General features: G+C 74.4%; 9 protein-coding genes. 5 read left to right on the forward strand and 4 right to left on the reverse strand.

Features of this window, described 5'->3' with window-relative positions; all coding sequences use genetic code 11:
- Nucleotides 1–177: 177 nt before the first annotated feature.
- The 3 genes from ACH4SL_RS09630 to pepN form a co-directional block, all read right to left on the reverse strand.
- Nucleotides 178–3,522 (reverse strand): S8 family serine peptidase, encoded by a 3,345-nt coding sequence (locus ACH4SL_RS09630; protein ID WP_398443099.1) that lies wholly within the window; start codon nt 3,520–3,522, stop codon nt 178–180.
- 205 nt (nt 3,523–3,727) lie between these two features.
- A complete protein-coding gene (locus ACH4SL_RS09635; protein ID WP_398443101.1) occupies nt 3,728–5,077 on the reverse strand; it encodes a hypothetical protein in 1,350 nt (449 codons plus the stop codon).
- A gap of 261 nt (nt 5,078–5,338) precedes the next feature.
- Complete coding sequence (gene pepN, locus ACH4SL_RS09640; protein WP_398443103.1) at nt 5,339–7,966, reverse strand: aminopeptidase N; 2,628 nt, start codon at nt 7,964–7,966, stop codon at nt 5,339–5,341.
- A gap of 296 nt (nt 7,967–8,262) precedes the next feature.
- On the opposite strand from pepN, the gene ACH4SL_RS09645 reads away from it, so the two are divergent.
- From ACH4SL_RS09645 to ACH4SL_RS09665, 5 genes are all read left to right on the forward strand, one after another.
- The gene (locus ACH4SL_RS09645; RefSeq protein ID WP_398443106.1) at nt 8,263–8,910 is read left to right on the forward strand and encodes a DsbA family protein; all 648 of its coding nucleotides are present in this window, start codon (nt 8,263–8,265) and stop codon (nt 8,908–8,910) included.
- 15 nt (nt 8,911–8,925) lie between these two features.
- Nucleotides 8,926–9,312 (forward strand): VOC family protein, encoded by a 387-nt coding sequence (locus ACH4SL_RS09650; RefSeq protein WP_398443108.1) that lies wholly within the window; start codon nt 8,926–8,928, stop codon nt 9,310–9,312.
- Nucleotides 9,313–9,597: 285 nt separating this feature from the next.
- Nucleotides 9,598–10,194, forward strand: coding sequence for a biotin transporter BioY (locus tag ACH4SL_RS09655; protein WP_398443110.1), 597 nt, complete (start codon nt 9,598–9,600; stop codon nt 10,192–10,194).
- A 297-nt stretch (nt 10,195–10,491) separates the two neighbouring features.
- Nucleotides 10,492–10,980 (forward strand): ribose-5-phosphate isomerase, encoded by a 489-nt coding sequence (locus ACH4SL_RS09660; protein ID WP_398443112.1) that lies wholly within the window; start codon nt 10,492–10,494, stop codon nt 10,978–10,980.
- 9 nt (nt 10,981–10,989) lie between these two features.
- Entirely contained in the window at nt 10,990–11,799 is an 810-nt protein-coding gene (locus ACH4SL_RS09665; protein ID WP_398443114.1) for an Fpg/Nei family DNA glycosylase, read from the forward strand.
- Nucleotides 11,800–11,803: 4 nt separating this feature from the next.
- On the opposite strand, the gene ACH4SL_RS09670 is transcribed toward ACH4SL_RS09665, so the two are convergent.
- Nucleotides 11,804–13,039: a GNAT family N-acetyltransferase gene (locus tag ACH4SL_RS09670; RefSeq protein ID WP_398443116.1), complete on the reverse strand. Its 1,236-nt coding sequence runs from the start codon at nt 13,037–13,039 to the stop codon at nt 11,804–11,806.
- Nucleotides 13,040–13,076: the final 37 nt, after the last annotated feature.

The raw sequence follows: 13,076 nt of genomic DNA on the forward strand, positions 1-13,076 counted from the left end.
CGATGCCCCGCCGGGTACACCGGGGGCGCGAGGCTGCATCTGATGTGCGGCTGGCGCCGCGTGGGCGCGGCCAGCCCCCACCAAGGGAAGGTCGCGCGGCGAACCGCAAGCCGCACCCCCCAGCGCAAAAAACGGGGGGGCGCCCCGCCCACGCGAGACGCCCCCCGGGAGCAAGAGCTACGGCAGCGTCGACGCGATCAGAACGGACCCCGTCCCCGCCTGCGTGCCGCCCGGCGTGAGAACGCTGACCTGCCCGAACAGCTGGCGCCCGGCGGGCGCGACGGCCGAAGCCACCACGTCGGCGGTGACCACCGCCTTCGCACCGTGCGGCAGGGACAGCGGCGCGGTGGAGCCCACCGTCACCTGCCCGAGCGCAGCGGAGTAGTAGACGTCCTCGTACGCGTACGTCGTCGAGCCGGACGGCACCGCGTACGCGTCCACCTCGAACGTGTACTCGCCCGGCGCCGGATTCGCGAGGCTCACGGACTCCTCCGCGTCCCCGTCCGCGCTCTGCGCGACGAGCACGCCGTCGCGGTAGACGTACAGGTCGAGGTCGGCCTGCTGGTCGGACGGCGAGCCGATCGAGACGTCGAGCCGCGAGACGCCCGCCGGCACGGTCAGGTTCGTCGTGCGGGTCTCGCCCTCGGCGATCGTGGGCGTGTCGGTGGCGGCGGAGCCGAGGGGCCCGCCGGCGACCGTACCGCCGCTGATCGGCGCGAAGTTGTTCGTGACGGTCCAGCTCACCGGCGTCGGCTCGCCGACCTTCGCGCTCGGCAGCGTCTGCACCGCCGGGTCGAAGGCGGCACCGAGGACGGCGACCTTCAGCGTGTAGGGGTTGTCGAGCTGCGGCGAGGTCCTGCGGGCCTCGACCTCGATCTCCCACACGCCCGGCAGCGGCTGCGCGTACGACCGCAGGTCGGGGCGGCAGGTGTTGGCCGGGTTGTCGTAGTTCGGGTAGCAGTCAGGGGTCTGGGTGGAGTCCAGCGGCACACCGTACGGGTGCATCGTGATGAAGCGGGTCTGGCTGCCGGTCTTGAGGCCGCCCATGGAGACCTCCAGCGAGGTCGCCCCGGCCGGCACGGTCACGAAGTACGAGCGGGTGCTGTCGCGCTGGATCGTCCCGGAGCGGGTGAGCGTGAAGGACGGGCCGGTCACCGGCGTGGAGACGATGACGGTCGCGGCGATCTGCGTGTCCGTGCCCGGCGTCAGCGGGTCGTCGACGTTCAGCAGCGCGCTGTGCACGCCCGCGGCGCGCGGCTTCGCGGTGACCTTGACCGTCACCGGCTTGTTCAGCGGCAGCGACACGACCGGGCTCGCGACCGAGAAGGTGCCGTCGTCGTACGCCCAGCGCAGCGTGTGCAGCAGCGCGTAGGACGGGCCGCCGGTGCGGGTCACGGTCACGGTGTAGGTGCGCTTCTGGCCGGTGGTCAGGCCGCCCTCGCGGTCGTAGATGCCGGTGCCGTAGCCGGGCGTCTGGAGGTAGCTCGACAGCGTGGTGTCGACGGGCGCGCTGACGGTGTACGTGTCGGTCGTGCCGCCGCGCCTGAGCAGATCCCACGCGGGCTGGACGGCGATGAGGCCGGCGCCCTGGTCGGCGGTCTGGAAGCCGGGGATCGTCTTGGCGGTGCTGACGAGGGCGGTGCGCAGCTGCGCCGGGGTGACGGTCAGGTGCCGGGCCTTGGCGGCGGACAGCAGCAGCGCGGCGGCGCCGGCGGCCTGCGGGGAGGCCATCGAGGTGCCCTGGAGCATCGCGTAGCCGGGCGGCAGGCTGTAGCCGGCCTCGGCGACGGGCGCGCCCGCCTCCCAGGTCGGGGTGGAGCTGATCGAGGCGCCGGGCGCGGTGATGACGGGCGCGAGGCCGCCGTCCTCGCGCGGGCCGCGCGCGGAGAAGGGCATCATCGCGTACGGCACGGTGGTCTGCGACCCGTAGTTGGCGGCCCACGTCTCACGGGAGATGGACGCGCCGACGCTCAGCACGTGGTCGGCCAGGCCCGGGTCGCTGATGGTGTTGACGCCGGGGCCGTCGTTGCCCGCGGAGATCACCAGCTGGACGCCGTAGGTGTCGATGAGCTGCTTGTAGAGCAGGTCGCGCGCGCTGGCGCCGTCGTTGAGCGAGCCGAGGCCGCCGATGGACATGTTGACGACGTCGACGTGGTGGTTGATCACCAGGTCGGCCATGCCCTCGGTGAGCGCGATGGTGGTGCAACTGCCGGTCCAGGTGCAGGCGCGCGAGGAGACGATCTGCGCGCCGGGCGCGGCGCCGTCCATCGCGCCGCCGAACAGCCCGTTGGCGGCCGTGATGCCCGCGACGTGGGTGCCGTGCTCGGCCTCCACGACGCCGATGTTGACGAAGTCGGCCTTCTTGCCCACCCACGTGCCGCCGTAGGGGTCCATCGGGACGTCCTTGCGGATCTCGATGGTGAAGGGGACGGACTCGGAGATGGCGGTGGCCGGGTCGTCCGTGCCGAAGTGGCCGATCTGGTAGCCGTCCTTGTACGGCTTCATCGCGGTCTCGTCGGTGAAGTCGCCGTCGTTGTCGAGGTCGACGCGCACGGTGCCGGCGGCCTGGTCGTACAGCACGCCCCACACGTCGGTGGTGTCGCCGTCGCGGTTGAGGTCGCCGTTGGCGTCGCCGCCCTTGGTGGCGGCCTCGGCGAAGGTGCTGAAGGAGTAGCTGCCCGCGGGGGCGGTCCAGGTGCGGCCGGAGGCGGTGAAGGACGGGCCGGACACGGTGGTCACCATGGGGCGCCAGGTGGCGTCGCCGTCCAGGATCGGGTCCGTCGAGGTGACCCAGTCGACGATCTTGCGCTGCCCGGTGGTGGTCTTCTGCAGCGCCGGGTGGCCGACGTCGACGCCGGAGTCCAGGATGCCGATGGTGATGCCGCGGCCGTCGGCGGCGGGGTTGTGCTTGACGAAGTCCACCGCGCCGGTCTCGAAGGCCGGCTGGTAGGGGTTCGCGGCCGGGGTGCGCTTGTCGGGGCCCGGGTAGGTCTTCGCGGGCTTGCCCTGGTGGCGCGCGGCGGCGGTGGTGTCCGCGGACGGCGTCGGGTCGTCGAGCTGGATCTCCTGCTTGAGGTCGATCGCCAGCACCTGCGGGAGCTTCTGCGCCGCGCCGAGCGCCGCGTCCGCCTTCGCGGTGGGCACCGTCGCGCGGACGTAGCCGAGCTGGTCGTACGTCCGGCCGACGCTCGCGCCCTGGGCGTGCAGGCGGGAGCTGATCTCGGCGGTGGTGCCGGGCTTGCCCGCGACCATGAAGGTGACGGTCTTGTCGCCGTGCGCCTTGGCCTTGGCCAGCGCCTCGGCGTCGGCGGCACCGAGCTTGTCGTCGGCGTCCTTGCCGGGCGCGCCGGTGCCGTCGGGGGCGGTGGGCGTGGCGGTCGCGGGCGTCGTGGCGGGCAGCACCGGCGCGGGAGCGTCGGCGGCCGCGAGCGCGGGGCTCGCGGCCGTGAGGGCGGCCACCAGGCCCGCGGCGAGCGCGAGCCGGGCCGTGCGTCTGGTGCCGGATATGTGAGCGAGTGGCATGGGCATCCCTGTTCGGGCCGTCGTGACGGTGTACGGGAATCGGAAGGACTTGCGGAAAAGACCGTACGGATCGTCACCCTGCCGGGGAAAGCCGTTCTTTGTGGTGCGTTGACCTTCGCTTGGTGCTCCGCTGACGTGTATCCGCCAGTGCCGGACGCGGCATACCGGCGCAAAGGCCGCACCCTTGCCACGGGGCGGCCGCGGGTCAGCGCGGCGTCACCACGACGTAGGCGGCGGGCAGATGGTCGGTCGCGGCGACCAGCGCGGTCCGCACCACGGCCGCGTACCGCGCGCCCGCGTCCCGCAACTCGGCGGGCGTGACGTGCACGAGCGTGATGCCGAGCGCTTCGAGCCGGTCGCGTCGGCGGACGGTCCGCGACCACACCTCGTCGTCCCGGAAGACCGTCTCCGGCTGCCACACCTCCGTGTCCCAGGACCCGCTCCCGCCGTACGGGTCGGCGTAGAGGTCACCGTCCGCGCCGTCGTCCATTGCCGTGTCGTGGCCCATTGCCACGCCGTCGTCCATTGCCGGTCCGTACGTGCCCGGTCCGTCGTACGTGTCGGGGCCGCCGTGGCGCGGGTCGATCGCGAGGGCCACGGCGTGGTCGGGCCAGTACGCGTCCACCACGCCCAGCGGCGGGCCACCGGGCAGGCGCAGCTCGACGTTCCAGACCGGGTCGGGCAGCGCGTGGGTGCGCACCATCGCGTAGAGCCGCTGCTCGGCCACGCGGCGGTCGGCGCCGTGCAGCGCCCCCACGGCGTCGGCCACGTGCGGGTGGTCCAGCAGCCCGGCCGCGCCCAGCTCGCGCATCACCGCGGCGGCGTCGCAGTGGCCGCCGCGCACCGCCTCGGCCAGCAGCCGCCGCACCGACCGGGCGTCGTCCAGGCTCCCCACGGTGTCGGCCAGCGCGCGGGGCACCGGCGCGCAGGGCAGCCCGGCCACCTCCTGGGCCGGCGGGAGGACGCGGGCCCGGTGCACGGTCACCTCGCCGGCGTCCCGCAGCCGCCGCTGCCGGGGCACCAGCACGTCGATCCGCAGCAGCGCGGGCAGCGGCGGCACGCACGCGAAGCCGCGCAGCGCGAGCGCGGCCAGGCCGGTCACCATGGCCTCGCGCCCGCCGCCGAGGGCCGGGCCGGACGGGACGGAGGAGCCCGACGCCGGCGAGGGCCCGGACGGGCCGGAGGAGCCCGACGCCGGCGAAGGCCCGGAAGTACCCGCGCCGCCCGGCGTACTGCCGCGCCCGACCGGCTCGCGGCCCGCGTACAGCAGCGCCGCCCGGAGCCGCTCCCGGGTGCCGGGCGCGCCCGGCCGCAGCAGGTAGACCTGCGGCAGCAGCTGCCGCCAGGGCCCGCCCGGCCGGCAGCGCTCGGCCACGACGGACGCCGGGACGCCGTGCGCGCGCAGCCGGCGCAGCGTCATGACCGGCTCGTCCGCGGGCAGCCGCAGGTCCGGGACGTACGTGGCGGGGCCGGCCGCGCCCTTGCCGTGCCCGGCGGGGGAGGAGGGCGCGGCGGCGGGGCGGGGGCCGTGGGGGAGGCGGGGGTTCACGTTCATGGCGACGTCGTTCCCGCCATCCGCACGGCCCCTAACCCCCTGTTACACGCCCGTCGACAAAACCGGACAACACCGGGCTAAAGTCCACGTGTTCGGATGCCGATCACTCGTTTCCCCATCCGGGTGACGCGCCCCGCGCCGCCCCGGCGACCGCGGCCCGCCCCACCGGGCGGTACGGCCCGCGCCGCCCCGCCCGGCGGAATGCCCGCACGGCGCGTCAGGCCACCGGCCGACGGACCCGCGGCCCGCCGCCCCGTCACCTCACAGCGCGGCGCCGGAGCGGGCGGCCTCGGCCGCCCGCGCGTCGCACGCCTGCGCGCGCAGCGCCCGCGCCAGGTCGTCGCGTCCTTCGAGCACCAGTCGGCGCAGGTTGGGCGCGGCGTCCTCGTGGGCCGCGAGCCACGCGTCGGTGGCCTCCAGCGTCTCCTGGCGGTCCTGGAGGCCCGGGAAGAGGCCGCTGACGACCGCCATCGCGATCTCGATCGAGCGGGACGCCCAGATGTCCTCCAGCGCCGCGAAATACCGGTCCGTGAAGGCCGCCAGCAGCTCGCGCTGCCCGGCCTGCACGAAGCCCGCGATGCTGGCCTCCACGAGGGCGTTGGACAGCGCGTCCGACCCCACCACGTCCGCCCACACCCGCTCCTTGACCTCGGCGGCGGGCCGGGCGGCGAGGCAGCGCACCTCGTGCCGGTGCCCGGAGGCCGTGTCGTCCCTCGCCCGCTCGGCCGCGATGTCGGCCGCCCCCGTGGCGTCCTGTGCGGTGAGCGCGCCCAGCAGCGTCCAGCGCAGCTCCTGGTCCACCTCCAGGCCGTCGATGCGGGCCGAGCCGTCGAACAGGCCCCGCAGCAGCTGCACATCGGCGGGCGAGGCGGCCATGGACGCGAAGAAGCGCGCCCACGCCAGCTGGTGGCCGCTGCCCGGCTCGGCGAGCCGCAGCTCGTGCACCGCGCCCTGCGCCAGCTCGGTCGCCGCCTGGGCGCGCCGCTCGGGCGTGACGTAGCGGGTGAGGGTGGTGCGGGCCTGGAGGTGCAGCGACTGGAGCACGCCGATGTCGGTCTCGCGGCCCGCGAAGCGCAGCACCAGGCCGAGGTAGTCGCCGGCCGGCATCAGGCCGTCCCGCGTCATGCTCCACACCGCCGACCAGGCCAGCGCGCGCGCCAGCGGGTCCGACAGGTCGCCCAGGTGCGCGCGCAGGGTGTCGAGCGAATCCGCGTCGAAACGCACCTTGCAGTACGTCAGGTCGTCGTCGTTGACCAGCACCAGGTCGGGCCGCGGCTGCCCGGCGAGGTCGGCGACGACCGTGCGCGGGCCCGCCACGTCGGTCTCGGCGCGCGCGAAGCGCTCCAGCGCGCCGCCCGGCACACGCCGGTAGAGGCCCACGGCGACGCGGTGCGGGCGCAGCTGCGGGTGCGCCGGGTCGTCGGCGCCCTGGAGCACCGCGAGCTCCACGATGCGCCCGTCCGACCCGTAGCTCACGTCGGGCGTCAGCGAGTTGACGCCCGCGGTCTCCAGCCACGCGCGCGACCAGGCGGGCATGTCGCGCCCCGAGGTCTCGCTGAGCACGGACAGCAGGTCGGCCAGCTCGGTGTTGCCGTAGGCGTGCCGCCGGAAGTACCGCCGGGCCGCCTCGAAGAAGGCGTCCTGCCCGACGTAGGCGACGAGCTGCTTGAGGACGGCCGCGCCCTTGGAGTACGTGATGCCGTCGAAGTTGAGCTTGGCGTCCTCCAGGTCGCGGATGTCGGCGACGACCGGATGCGTGGAGGGCAGCTGGTCGGCGTGGTAGGCCCAGCCCTTGCGGCGGTTGGCGAAGGTGATCCAGCCCTCGGTGTACTGCGTGGCCGCGACCTGGGAGAAGGCCGCCATGAAGTCCGCGAAGGACTCCTTGAGCCACAGGTCGTCCCACCAGCGCATGGTCACCAGGTCGCCGAACCACATGTGCGCCATCTCGTGCAGCACCACGCTGGCCCGGTGCTCGTACGACGCGCGCGTCACCTTGCCGCGGAAGACGAACTCCTCCCGGAAGGTCACGCACCCCGGGTTCTCCATCGCGCCGATGTTGTACTCCGGCACGAAGGCCTGGTCGTACTTCCCCCACGGATACGGGTAGCCGAAGGTGTCGTGGTAGAAGTCCAGGCCCTGCTTGGTGACGGTGAAGATCTCGTCGGCGTCGAAGTGCTTGGCCAGCGAGCGGCGGCACAGCGCGCCGAGCGGGATGTCCAGCGTCGATTTGTCGTCCAGGGCGCGGGAGTAGTGGTCGCGTTCGACGTGGTAGGGGCCGGCGACGACCGCGGTGATGTACGTCGGGATCGGCAGCGTCGGCCGGAAGCGCGTCGTCGTACCGCCGCCGTCGGCCGCCGCGGGCGCGTCCTGCGGCTCGGCGTTGGACAGCACCGTCCAGCCCTCGGGGGCGGTCACCTGGAAGGTGAAGGGCGCCTTGAGGTCGGGCTGCTCGAAGTTCGCGAAGACCCGGCGGGCGTCGGCCGGCTCGTACTGCGTGTAGAGGTAGACCTCGCCGTCCTCCGGGTCCTCGAAGCGGTGCAGGCCCTCGCCCGTACGGCTGAAGGCGCAGCGCGCGTCCACGACCAGGGTGTTGCGCTCGGCCAGGCCGTCGAGGGCGATGCGGGCGCCGTCGTAGACCTTCGCCGGGTCGAGCTCGCGGCCGTTGAGCCGGACCGACGCGACCTCGGTCGCGACGAGGTCGGCGAAGGACGGCACGCCCGGCCGCGCGCACCGGAAGTCGATCACCGTGGTGGACCGGAAGGTGCGTACGGCGCCGCCCGGCACCGCGCCCACCGCGGACCGCACGTCGAGCGCCACGTCGTAGCGCTCCACCGACAGCACGGCGGCCCGCTCGCGGGCCTCCTCACGGCTCAGGTTCTCGCCGGGCACGGGCGGACTCCTTCGTCTCAGGCCCAGGCACCCCAGGTACCCCAAGCACATCGGACAGCTGACCCTTCGCATCCTTCCACGGAGGGCCGACACCCGGGCGCCGACCAGCGCATACGGCCACGGGCGCGGCGCGCGGGGCACGGGAGCGCGGACACCCCCGAGGACCGCCGGGAGCGGGGAAGGAACGGGGGAGGAGCGGGGAATGCGCCACCGATCCCGCCGCGTTGTCGGCTGTAGCAGGGGTTTGCCCAGCCGCGCCCGGCCCGTGCCGGACGCCCCCCGACGAGGAGTACGCAGTGACTGCGACCGCCGCCGATCCGGCCAAGACGCCCGCCGACTTCTGGTTCGACCCGCTGTGCCCGTGGGCATGGATGACGTCGCGCTGGATGCTGGAGGTCGAGAAAGTCCGCCCCATCGAGGTGCACTGGCACGTGATGAGCCTGGCGGTGCTCAACGAGGACAAGCTCGACACCCTGCCCGAGGGCTACGCCACCTTCCTGCGCGACGCCTGGGGCCCGGTCCGCGTCGTCGTCGCGGCCCAGCAGCAGCACGGCGACGACGTCGTCGGCCCGCTCTACACCGCGCTCGGCACCCGCTTCCACAACCGCGCGCTGCCCAAGACCCGCGAGACGATCGTCGAGGCCCTGGAGGAGGTCGGCCTGCCCGCGGAACTGGCCGACTACGCCGACCGCGACACGTACGACACCGAGCTGCGCGCCTCGCACAAGGAGGGCATCGACAAGGTCGGCCAGGAGGTCGGCACCCCCGTCATCGCCGTACCCGGCTCCGACGGTGAGCAGATCGCCTTCTTCGGCCCCGTCGTCACCCCCGCGCCCAAGGGCGAGGAGGCCGCCAAGCTGTGGGACGGCACGCTCATGGTCGCGTCCATCCCCGGCTTCTACGAGATCAAGCGCACCCGCACCGCCGGGCCGAGCTTCGAGTAGGGCGGTCGGCACACCATGGCGTACCTGGGCCTGGTGGCCGTCGTCGTCCACGACTACGACGAGGCCATCGCCTACTACACCCGCGCGCTCGGCTTCGAGCTGCGCGAGGACACCCCGCGCGCGGACGGCTCGCGCTGGGTCGTCGTCGCCCCGCCCGGCGCCCGCGAGACCTGCCTGCTGCTGGCCCGCGCGTCCACCCCGGAGCAGTCCGCCCGGGTCGGCGACCAGACCGGCGGGCGGGTCGGGCTCTTCCTGACCACCGACGACTTCGACGGCGCCTACAAGCGCATGGTCGCCGAGGGCGTCGTCTTCGAGGAGGAGCCGCGCTACGAGCCGTACGGCGCGGTCGTGGTCTTCCGCGACCTCTACGGCAACCGGTGGGATCTCCTCCAGCCCGCGTGATCCACCCGCGTGACGTATGCGCGTCACGTGCCCGCGTAACTTGGTGGAAATTCACAGCGGCACGGTCCGGGGCGGGCTCGTACGGGCCCGCCCCGGCCGCGGTCGGCGGCGTGACGCAGCTCACGCCACCTGCGTAAACCTCCCGCCCTGCCGGGGCCGGACTCTCCAAGCGGAAGATCACGCCTTTGTCGGAAGCGGACGATGATCGGCGCCGGACCGCTGGGCTAGCGTCGGAGCGTCGCCCTCCGCGGCGACCCCAGCCGCCTCACCCCGCGGGAGAACTCCATGAGCGCCGCCACCCTTGCCACCGGCCGGACGGGAACCGTCCTCGCCGACCTGCTGCCCGCCTCCTCCGCGACCCGGGCGCGGCTGCGCGACGCCGCGCTCGTCGCGGGCGGCGCCGCCCTCACCGGGCTCGCCGCGCAGCTCTCCGTGCCCGTCCCCGGCTCGCCGGTGCCCGTCACCGGCCAGACCTTCGCCGCCCTCCTGGTCGGCACCACGCTGGGCGCCCGGCGCGGCCTCGCCTCCCTCGGCCTCTACGCCGCCGCGGGCGTCGCGGGCCTGCCGTGGTTCGCCGGCGGCGCCTCCGGCTGGTCCATGGCGAGCTTCGGCTACATCCTCGGGATGCTGCTGGCCTCCGGCGTGGTCGGCTTCCTCGCCCGCCGCGGCGGCGACCGCACGGTGCTGCGCACCGCGGGCGTCATGGTCGTCGGCTCGGCGGTCATCTACGCGGTGGGCGTCCCGTACCTGGCGCTCTCCGCCCACCTCTCGGCCCACCAGGCCCTCACGATGGGCCTGCGCCCCTACCTCCTGGGCGACGCGATCAAGGCGGCCTTCGCGATGACCGCCCTGCCCCTGACCTGGCGCCTGGTCCGCCACTGACCGCTGCGCGGACGGCGAGCGTCCCGGGCTGCGGCTGCGCCGCGGGGCACCCGTTTCTCGGGGGCGCGCGGGGGCACCTCCCAGGCGAGGCCCGGGGGAGAACTGCGCGCTCGGCCACACACGTGGCGCGGGCCGTCACCGCCCGCAAGGGGAAGTCCGGTCCGATCCGGACCACCGGCCGGTGGGGGCTGAGCGCGCAGTTCCCCGCGCCCCTGACGGTGCGGGCCCTGCGCGGCGCAGCTCCTGCGCGGCGCAGCCGCTACGCGTGCTCGCCGCGCGAGGTGGAAGACTGGCCCCATGCGTGTGTACCTCGGCTCCGATCATGCCGGCTTCGAACTGAAGAACCACCTCGTCGAATGGCTCACCGCCAACGGGCACGAGCCCGTGGACTGCGGGCCGCACGTCTATGACGCGCTCGACGACTACCCCCCCTTCTGCCTGCGGGCCGCCGAGCGGACGGCCGCCGACGCCGGCAGCCTCGGCATCGTCATCGGCGGGTCGGGCAACGGCGAGCAGATCGCCGCGAACAAGGTGCGCGGTGTGCGCTCCGCCCTCGCGTGGAGCGAGCAGACCGCGGCCCTGGCCCGCGAGCACAACGACGCCAACGTGCTGAGCATCGGCGGCCGGATGCACACGCAGGAGGAGGCCGTGAAATTCGTCGAGCTCTTCCTCGCGACGCCCTACTCGCACGAGGAGCGGCACCAGCGCCGTATCGACATGCTCACGGCGTACGAGGCCACGGGCGAGCTGCCGCCGATCCCGGCGCACCACCCGCAGCAGGACTGACCGGCCGCCATGCCGGAAGGGCACACCATTCACCGGCTGGCCGCCGACCACACCGAGCGGTTCGGCGGCCGGACGGTGCGGGCGGCCAGCCCGCAGGGCAAGTTCTCGGACGGCGCCGCGCTGCTGGACGGCCGGGTCATGGAGGCCGCCGAGGCGCACGGCAAGCACCTCTTCCTGGGCTTCGGCGGGGTCGGCTGGGTGCATGTGCACCTCGGCCTGATCGGCACCTTCCGCTTCGGCGAGGGCGCACCGCCCCTGCCCGCGGACACGGTCCGCCTGCGTATTGCCACGGCTCGGCAATATGCCGATCTGCGCGGCCCCGCCGCCTGCGCGCTCATCACCGGGCCGGAGAAGCAGGCGATACACGACCGGCTCGGTCCCGACCCGCTGCGGCCCGGCGACGACCCCGGCAAGGTGTACGCCCGGATCGCGCGCTCCCGTATCAGCGTCGCCGCGCTGCTGCTGGACCAGAAGGTCGTCGCGGGCGTCGGCAACGTCTACCGCGCCGAGGTGCTCTTCCGGCACGGCGTGGACCCCTTCCTGGCCGGGCGGGACCTGCCGCGGCCGGTGTGGGACGCGATGTGGGCCGACCTGGTCGCGCTGATGCGCGAGGGCGTGCGCAACAACCGCATCGACACCGTGCGCCCCGAGCACGAGCCGGAGGCGATGGGCCGCCCGCCGCGCGTCGACGACCACGGCGGCGAGGTCTACGTCTACCGCCGCACCGGCCTGCCCTGCCTGGTGTGCGGCACCGAGGTCCGCACCCAGGCGCTGGCGGCCCGCAACCTGTTCTGGTGCCCCCGCTGCCAGGCGGCCTGACCGCTCAGAAGCCGTGCGGCACCCACGGCTGCACGTCGGACTGGAAAGCCGCGGAAGCGGGCCCCAGGGCCCCCGGGCGCAGCTCGGTGACCAGCCCGGCGGCGGCCAGGACGCGCAGGGTGTGGCCGCCGAGGTAGGCGGTGGCCAGCTCGCGGGCGGCGAGGGCGAGGTCGGCGGGGTCGCCCGTACGCTCGCACACCGCGCCCGAGGCGTCCGCGGACAGCCGCCAACGCCCCGAATTCCACGGGCAGAAGGCGTCCTCGACGTCCAGCACCACGTCCACCGGCGCGGTGTAGGCGCGCGCGGCGAGCGCGGCGGGAAGGTCGACCAGCCGCACGTACAGCCCGTCGCGCCAGCTCAGGTGGCAGCGGCGGATGTCGGAGACGAGCTGGTGCACCGGGTCGTCGGCGGGCCGGTTGTGGAAGACCAGCCGCGCGATCAGGTCCATGTCGGTCAGGTAGCGCCACAGCGCCGCGTACGCGGCCGGGTCGAGCGCCTCGGCGTCCCGCAGCTTCACGGTCGCGTCGGGGATGCCCTCGGGTGTGCCCCGGTTCGTCGTCCAGTAGCGGGCGTAGCCGCGTACCTCGCCCTCGTCGTCCTCGGCCAGCACGCACAGCATCGGCCCGAAGTCCCCGCGTGCGCCCGCCGGGTCCAGCAGCGGGTGGCGCTCCCAGCCGGGGCGGCGCTCCAGCATGCCGGGGCGCCGCGGCACCACCTGCGCGTAGACCGCCTCGCAGGCCGCCGAGCCCTCCGCCGGGTCGACCAGCCGCATCCGCAGCCGCTCCGCGCCCGGCGGCAGCGCGACCGTCAGCTGCCGCACGTCGAAGCTGCCGTGCACCTGGCGCGCGCCCGCCCCGTAGCCGAACCGGCCGTAGATCTGCGGCTCGGAGGCGGTCAGGACGGCGACCGGTGTGCCGTCCGCGCGGAAGGCGTCGAGCTGGCGGCGCATCATCGCGGTCAGCACGCCGCGCCTGCGGTGCGTCGGCAGCACGCTCACCGCCGTCACACCGGCGGTCTCCGGCGCCGCGCCGCCCGGCACGGTCATCCGGAAGTCGAAGGCGCCCGCGGTGCCGACGACCTCCTTGCCGTCCCACGCGGTCACCGTCCGCCCGACCGGCAGCAGGTCCCGCCACAACTGCGCCTCTGCGGGGTCCTCGCCGGGGCCGCCGAAGGACCGCGCGATACACCGCTCGTACGCTTCCCACTCGCCCTCGGCGAGCGCCCGCAACTCGATCGTCATGAACCGTGCCTACCAGGGCGCCGGGCGGGGGGCGAAC

Origin of the sequence: Streptomyces sp. NPDC021020 (genome assembly GCF_044333285.1) — a bacterium.
Taxonomy (GTDB): Bacteria; Actinomycetota; Actinomycetes; order Streptomycetales; family Streptomycetaceae; genus Actinacidiphila.